Consider the following 7,270-nt stretch of genomic DNA (forward strand, 5'->3'; position numbering starts at 1 on the left):
TGCCAGCGAAGAGGCCATCATGGCGTACGCGGTGGCTTGGCGGCCTTCGGCGCCTCGATACCGTCGGCACGGAACATCTGGCGAATACCGCGTACCGCCTGGCGAATGCGGTCCTGGTTCTCGATCAGGGCAAAGCGCACATGGTCGTCGCCATAGTCACCAAAGCCGATCCCCGGCGACACGCACACCTTGGCCTCGGCCAGCAGCTTCTTGGCAAACTCCAGCGAGCCCAGGTGTGCGTACTGTTCAGGGATCTTGGCCCACACGTACATCGAGGCCTTGGGGTTCTCGACCATCCAGCCCGTCTCGTGCAGGCCCTTGACCAGCACGTTGCGCCGCTGGCGGTACTGCTCGGCGATATCGCGCACGCACTGCTGGTCGCCCTCCAGCGCAGCAATGGCCGCCACCTGCAACGGCGTGAACGTCCCATAGTCGTGGTAGCTCTTGATCCGCGCCAGGGCGCTGACCAGCTCCGGGTTGCCAACCATGAAACCGATGCGCCACCCGGCCATGTTGTAACTCTTGGACAAGGTGAAGAACTCCACCGCGATGTCCTTGGCACCCGGTACCTGCATGATCGAAGGTGCCTTCCACCCGTCGTAGACGATGTCGGCATAGGCCAGGTCGTGGATCACCAGCACGTCGTACTGCTTGGCCAGGGCCACCACGCGCTCGAAGAAGTCCAGCTCCACGCATTGTGCGGTGGGGTTGGAGGGGAAGCCCAGGATCATCATCTTCGGCTTGGGGATCGACTCGCGAATCGCCCGCTCCAGCTCGTTGAAGAAATCCACCCCCGGCACCAGCGGTACCGAGCGCACCTGGGCGCCGGCAATCACTGCGCCGTAGATATGGATCGGGTAGCTGGGGTTGGGCACCAGCACGGTGTCGCCATGATCCAGTGTGGCCAGCATCAGGTGCGCCAGGCCCTCTTTGGAGCCGATGGTGACGATGGCCTCGGACTCGGGGTCGATGTCGACCTCGTAGCGGTCCTTGTACCAGCGCGAAATGGCCCGACGCAGGCGTGGGATACCACGCGAGGTGGAATAGCCATGGGTGTCTTCGCGCTGGGCGACCTGTACCAGCTTCTCGACGATATGCGCCGGCGTCGCCCCGTCGGGGTTGCCCATGCTGAGGTCGATGATGTCCTCGCCACGACGGCGCGCGGCCATCTTGAGTTCGGCGGTGATGTTGAATACGTAGGGGGGGAGACGATCTATGCGCGCAAAGCGGCGCGGCGAACCTTGGTCAGCCATGGTTACCTCGAAGACGTAAGCGCCCGGAACCGTCCGAGCGACGTTGGCCACTGCGGTGGCCGAGGCAGAAGATAGGGCTTGGCGGGGGTCGCTGTAAAGTGGATTTTCAGCCCGTCACCGGCCGACCCGCAGGGCCGGCGGTGACGGGTACGCTGGCCGTCAGCAGATATCGTCGAACGACACCGAGCGCCAGGTGCCCACATCCAGCCCGACCTGCGGCGACAGCTGGGGCCCGCGCACGTACGGGAACGGCTTGCCGACATCGCCCTGATGGACAAAGCGGTGCCCATTGTCCGACTCGGTCAGCAGGGTGTAGGAGTGCCGGCGCATGCCCTCGTACACCGCGTCGTCACGGTCCAATGCCGCTTGATGCTCGGCAACCGCATCGGCGCTCAGCTCCAGGCACTTGTGCAGGCTCGCGCCCCAACGATTCAGGCAGGTTTCAGCGAAGTGACGCACGATCACGCCCGGCTCCGGCAGCACCTTGCCGCTACCGGCCCCATCGGCCGAAGCGTTGCCCACCAGCGTGGCATGGCGCCCTGGCAACGGGTAGATGTGCGTACGGGTGTCAGGGTGGGTGGTGGGGATCACACAGGCAAAGCCCTTGGAGCGCTCGTCCCGCGAGAAGAAGCCCACGTACTCCTTGACGTTGGCCGCCAGATGCAGGCGGTGGGCCTGGAGGTTGTTGATACCGGGTACCGGATCGATGGCAAAGATGTTGACCGGCACATCGGCCAGCTCGGGGTCCTGGGCCATCGCATTGGCCAGCATATGACAGCTGATGCCGCCGCGGCTCCAGCCGACGATGTTGACCTGGCTAGGGATCAGCCCATCCTTGCGGTACATCCTGATGATGCCCTCCTGCAACTGCTGCGGGGTAACGCCGCGGTCGCCATAGTCGTACGTGCGCCAGAACCAGGAGCCCTCCTTCTTCACGTCCTCGATGGGTACGCCGGCGGCCTTGAGACGCTTGTAGTCGTCTTCGTTGAGCTTTTCGCGCTGCCAGCTGCAGCGCCCCTTGATCACCTGCAGGGCGTGGGCGACGTTCTGTTCCCAGCCGGCGCCGAACAGCGTGCCGCTGAGGCCGTAGGCCTTGTTTTCGATAAACAGGTCGTCAGCTTGCAGGTTGCCGCTGCCAGGCCCGTCGACGGCGATCCAGTGGGCGAACTCGCGGCCCTGATCGTTGCTGGCAAGGGTGGAGACCAGTTCGCCGTTCCAGAAGTTGGGGTTCTGGTCGTCGAAGCGGTGCGAGCCGGTACCGCAGAAGTACACAGTGAAGACACTCATGGAGGTGCTCCTTGGGATGGGAGCCGCCACGCTAGCAATGCATGGGTTGTGCATTCAGCAGGGAGTGATGCCACGCTGGGAGGAAGTGCCGGCAGCCGCACAGGGAATGTTCGAGCAAAAAAAACCCCGGCACCTTGCGGCCCGGGGCTTTTCTTCAGCACATCAGATCAATGCGCGTAGGTCAGCAACAGCTCGGCCGGCACCTTGGTGTCCAGCGACATCATCACGCTCAACGCGGTGATGGTGAAGATGGAAAACACGAACAGCTTGCGCGCCCACAGGCGATCATCCACGGCCTTGTAGCCGGTCCAGGCCATGTACAACCAGTACATGCCCATTGCCGCGGCCACGGCCATGTAGCTCATGCCGGCATAACCACCGATGGTCAACATCAGGGTCGCTGCCAGGAAGGCCACGATGTACCAGAGGATGTGCTTCTTGGCCACCAGGATGCCACGCTTGACCGGCAGTACCGGAATCGAGGCCGCCAGGTAGTCGTTGAAGCGGAAGATCGCAATGGCATAGGAATGCGGCATCTGCCACAGGCTGAACATCACCAGCAGGGTCAACGCAGCCAGGTCGAAGCTGTTGCTCACGGCGCAGTAGCCGATCACCGGAGGCATGGCACCGGACAGGCTGCCGACCAGGGTGCCGTGCACCGATTTGCGCTTCAGGTACAGGCTGTAGAAACCCACGTAGATGATGAAGCCGATCAGGCCGAACAGCGCCGCCAGGGCATTGGCCTGCACGTACAGCAGGCCAAGCCCGGCCACCCCGAGCAGGGTGGCGTAGGCCAGCGCGATCTTCAGCGAGACCTGCCCCTGAACCATCACACGGTTCTTGGTGCGCTCCATCTTGATGTCGATGTCACGGTCGATGCAGTTGTTGAACACGCAACCGGACGCCACCACCAGCGAAGTGCCAATCACCGTGGCCAGGAACAGCATGAAGTCCACATGCCCTTGCGCGGCAAGGAAGAAACCGCCTGCCACAGAAAGCACGTTACCGAAAATGATCCCCGGTTTGGTGATTTGGATAAAGTGCTTAAAGGACATGCCGTCTTACCTCACTTCGCCATCATGCTGGTGTGGATGCTGAACATGATCCACAGCGACAGGCCGACCAACAGTGCAATCACCAACCCGGTAAACAGGAAGGCGCTGACGTTCTCACGCTGCTCTGGCGAACGGTCCAGGTGCAGGAAGTAGTACAGGTGCACGACGATCTGGATGACCGCGAAGGCCACCACGATCAGGATGGTCATGTCTTTTGGCAAGGTCGGGTACATCACCAGGCCAAACGGGATCAGGGTCAGGATCACCGACAGCACGAAGCCGATTGCGTACGACTTCACGCTGCCGTGGCTGCCCTCGGCGTGCTCGTTATGTGCGTTAGCCATTTACAGAACCCCCAGCAGATAGACAACGGTGAACACGCAGATCCAGACCACGTCCAGGAAGTGCCAGAACAGGCTCAGGCAACCCATGCGGGTCTTGGCCGAACCGGTGATGCCCTTCTTCTGGATCTGGTACATCATCACGGCCATCCAGATCAGACCACCGGTCACGTGCAGACCGTGGGTGCCGACCAGGGCGAAGAAGCCCGACAGGAAGCCGCTGCGCTGCGGGCCGAAGCCTTCGCTGATCAGCAGGTGGAACTCGTTGACTTCCATGATGATGAAGCCAAGGCCGAGCAGGAAGGTCACGGCCAACCAGGCCAGTACACCGTTCTTGTTGCCCTTGTACATCTGCAGCATGGCGAAGCCGAAGGTGATACTGGAGAACAGCAGCAGCGCTGTTTCAGCCAGCACATACGGCAGTTCGAAGATGTCGTGACCCGACGGGCCGCCGGCAAAGTTGCCGGACAGCACCGCGTAGGCTGCGAAGATCGACGCAAACAGGATGCAGTCGGTCATCAGGTACAGCCAGAAACCGAATACGGTCATCTGGCCCGAGTCGTGGTGTTCTTCGTGCCCATGGTCGTGACCATGAGCAGCATCAGCATTGATTACATGACTGGACATTGATTAAACCCGTTCAAACGATTGGACAGGCGCACCGACTGGGGAGCCGGTAGCCAGACCGAGGTGCTTCAGACGCTCACCTTCGATACGCGCCACTTCCTCGGCAGGAACCATGTAGCCCTGGTCGTCACGTGCAGCGTGAGCGACGAACACGGCGATGGTGCCGATCAGGCCGGCCGCAGCCAACCACCAGATGTGCCAGATGGCAGCGAAGCCGAACACCGTCAACAGGGCGCCCATGTACAGGCCGGTAGCCGTGTTGTTAGGCATGTGGATCGGTGCGTACTGGGCAGGTGCCTTGTAGGCGATACCGGCGCGCTTGGCTTCGGTCCAGGCATCCAGGCCGACTTTCTCTGGCATGGTGGCGAAGTTGTAGAACGGCGGTGGCGACGAGGTCGACCATTCCAGGGTGTGCGCATTCCATGGGTCGCCAGTGACGTCCATGTTGTCCTTGCGGTCGCGGATCGACACGTACAGCTGGATCAGCTGGCAGGCGATACCGAACAGGATCAGCACGGCACCGACCACGGCCACGTACAGGTACGGTTCCCACGCAGGGTTGTCCGAGTGGTTCAGACGACGGGTCATGCCCATGAAGCCCAGTGCGTACAGCGGCATGAAGGCGACGTAGAAACCGGAGATCCAGAACCAGAAGGCAGCCTTGCCCCACTTCTCGTTCAGGGTGAACCCGAACGCTTTAGGGAACCAGAAGGCGAAGCCGGCAATGTAGCCGAACACCGCACCACCGATGATCACGTTGTGGAAGTGAGCGATCACGAACAGGCTGTTGTGCAGCACGAAGTCAGCGCCCGGTACGGCCAGCAGTACGCCGGTCATGCCACCGATGGAGAAGGTGACCATGAAGCCCAGGGTCCAGAGTACTGGCGCGGTGAAGCGCAGGCGGCCCTGGTAGATCGTGAACAGCCAGTTGAACAGCTTGACCCCGGTGGGGATCGAAATCAGCATCGTCGCCAGGCCGAAGAAGGTGTTGACGCTGGCCCCCGAACCCATGGTGAAGAAGTGGTGCAGCCACACGCCAAAGCCCAGTACCGAGATCGCACCCGAGGCGTAGATCATCGACTTGTGGCCGAACAGGCGCTTGCCGGTAAAGGTCGAGATGACTTCCGAGAACACGCCGAACGCCGGCAGGATCAGGATGTATACCTCAGGGTGACCCCACGCCCAGAACAGGTTGACGTACATCATCGGGTTCCCACCAAGCTCGTTGGTGAAAATGTGGAAGTCCAGATAACGGTCAACCGTCAGCAGTGCCAGGGTCGCGGTCAGGATCGGGAACGACGCGACGATCAGGATGTTGGCCCAGGTGCAGGTCCAGGTGAAGATCGGCATGTCCATCAGCTTCATGCCAGGGGCGCGCATTTTCAGCACGGTGGCGAGGAAGTTGACGCCCGTCAGCGTTGTACCCAAACCAGATATCTGTAGCGCCCAGATGTAGTAGTCGACACCGACCCCAGGGCTGTACTGGATACCCGCCAGCGGTGGGTAAGCCACCCAGCCGGTCTTGGCGAACTCGCCCACACCCAGGGAGATGTTGACCAGCGCAACGCCGGACACCAGCAGCCAGAAGCTCAGGGAGTTGAGGAACGGGAAGGCAACGTCACGTGCACCGATCTGCAGCGGCAGGGCCAGGTTCATCAGGCCGGTGAAGAATGGCATGGCCATGAAGATGATCATGATCACACCGTGCGCGGTGAAGATCTGGTCATAGTGCTCAGGCGGCAGATAGCCCTCGCCGCCACCCGTGGCCATGGCCAGCTGGGTACGCATCATGATGGCATCGGCAAAGCCGCGCAGCAGCATGATCATCGCGACGATGATGTACATCACCCCGATTTTCTTGTGGTCGACGACGTCAGCCACTCGGTCCACAAGTAGGTCCACTTGCGGAAATAGGTGATTGCACCAACCAACGCGAGACCGCCGAGCGCGATCATGGCAATGGTCACCATGACTATCGGCTCGTGATACGGGATCGCGTCCAGACTTAGTTTACCGAACATCTTTTACTCCTCTGCCCCAGCAGCTGAATGCATACTCACGTCCATCCCTTCGGCCGCTTCTTTGTGCTCTTTCTTCTCGTGCACCACCGGCTTGCCACGGTTCATGCCTTCGTACTTGTCGACGATGGACTGGAACATGTTTTCCGGGGCAACGCTGTAGAGCGCAACCGGGTTGTTTTCGCTAGGTTTGGTCAGGGCCTCGTAGGTGGCCTTGTCCAGTTGTTGCGGCGACTGCTTGACTTCGCTGACCCATGCCTCGAAATCGGCCTGGGAGGTGGCGATGGCCTTGAATTTCATACCGGTGAAACCGGCACCGCTGTAGTTGGCGGAAATCCCGTCGAACTCGGCGTTTTCATTGGCGATCAGGTGCAGTTTGGTGGTCATGCCCGCCATCGCGTAGATCTGGCCGCCCAGGCCCGGGATGAAGAACGAGTTCATCACGGCGTCGGAGGTCACGCGGAAGTTGACCGGGGTATTGGCCGGGAAGACGATCTTGTTTGACCGTGGCAATGCCCTGTTCCGGGTAGATGAACAGCCATTTCCAGTCCAGCGCGACCACGTCGATCTGCACCGGCTTCACGTCGGAATCCAGTGGACGGTACGGGTCAAGCTTGTGGGTGGAAATGTAAGTGACATAACCCAGGGCGATGATGATCAGCACCGGGATGGTCCATACGGCCACTTCG

5 protein-coding genes and 2 pseudogenes are annotated in these 7,270 nt (G+C 61.0%); all 7 read right to left on the minus strand.

The window, feature by feature from the left end; genetic code table 11:
• Positions 1-17: 17 nt before the first annotated feature.
• Positions 18-1,253 (minus strand): alanine transaminase, encoded by a 1,236-nt coding sequence (gene alaC / locus G3436_RS03135; RefSeq protein WP_163941179.1) that lies wholly within the window; start codon positions 1,251-1,253, stop codon positions 18-20.
• Between the two features lie 159 nt (positions 1,254-1,412).
• A complete protein-coding gene (locus G3436_RS03140; RefSeq protein ID WP_163941182.1) occupies positions 1,413-2,540 on the minus strand; it encodes a hypothetical protein in 1,128 nt (375 codons plus the stop codon).
• Between the two features lie 167 nt (positions 2,541-2,707).
• Positions 2,708-3,595 carry a heme o synthase gene (gene cyoE, locus G3436_RS03145; protein WP_163941186.1) on the minus strand — a complete coding sequence of 296 codons (888 nt, stop codon included), beginning with the start codon at positions 3,593-3,595 and terminating at the stop codon, positions 2,708-2,710.
• A gap of 11 nt (positions 3,596-3,606) precedes the next feature.
• Positions 3,607-3,939: a cytochrome o ubiquinol oxidase subunit IV gene (gene cyoD / locus G3436_RS03150; RefSeq protein ID WP_163941189.1), complete on the minus strand. Its 333-nt coding sequence runs from the start codon at positions 3,937-3,939 to the stop codon at positions 3,607-3,609.
• On the minus strand, positions 3,940-4,563 hold the full coding sequence (gene cyoC / locus G3436_RS03155; RefSeq protein WP_163941191.1) for a cytochrome o ubiquinol oxidase subunit III: 624 nt from the start codon (positions 4,561-4,563) through the stop codon (positions 3,940-3,942).
• Between the two features lie 3 nt (positions 4,564-4,566).
• Positions 4,567-6,584 (minus strand): annotated as a pseudogene (gene cyoB, locus G3436_RS03160) (cytochrome o ubiquinol oxidase subunit I).
• 3 nt (positions 6,585-6,587) lie between these two features.
• Positions 6,588-7,270, minus strand: a pseudogene (locus G3436_RS03165) (COX aromatic rich motif-containing protein); the annotation flags it as partial.

It is taken from the genome of Pseudomonas brassicae (genome assembly GCF_010671725.1).
Lineage (GTDB): Bacteria > Pseudomonadota > Gammaproteobacteria > Pseudomonadales > Pseudomonadaceae > Aquipseudomonas > Aquipseudomonas brassicae.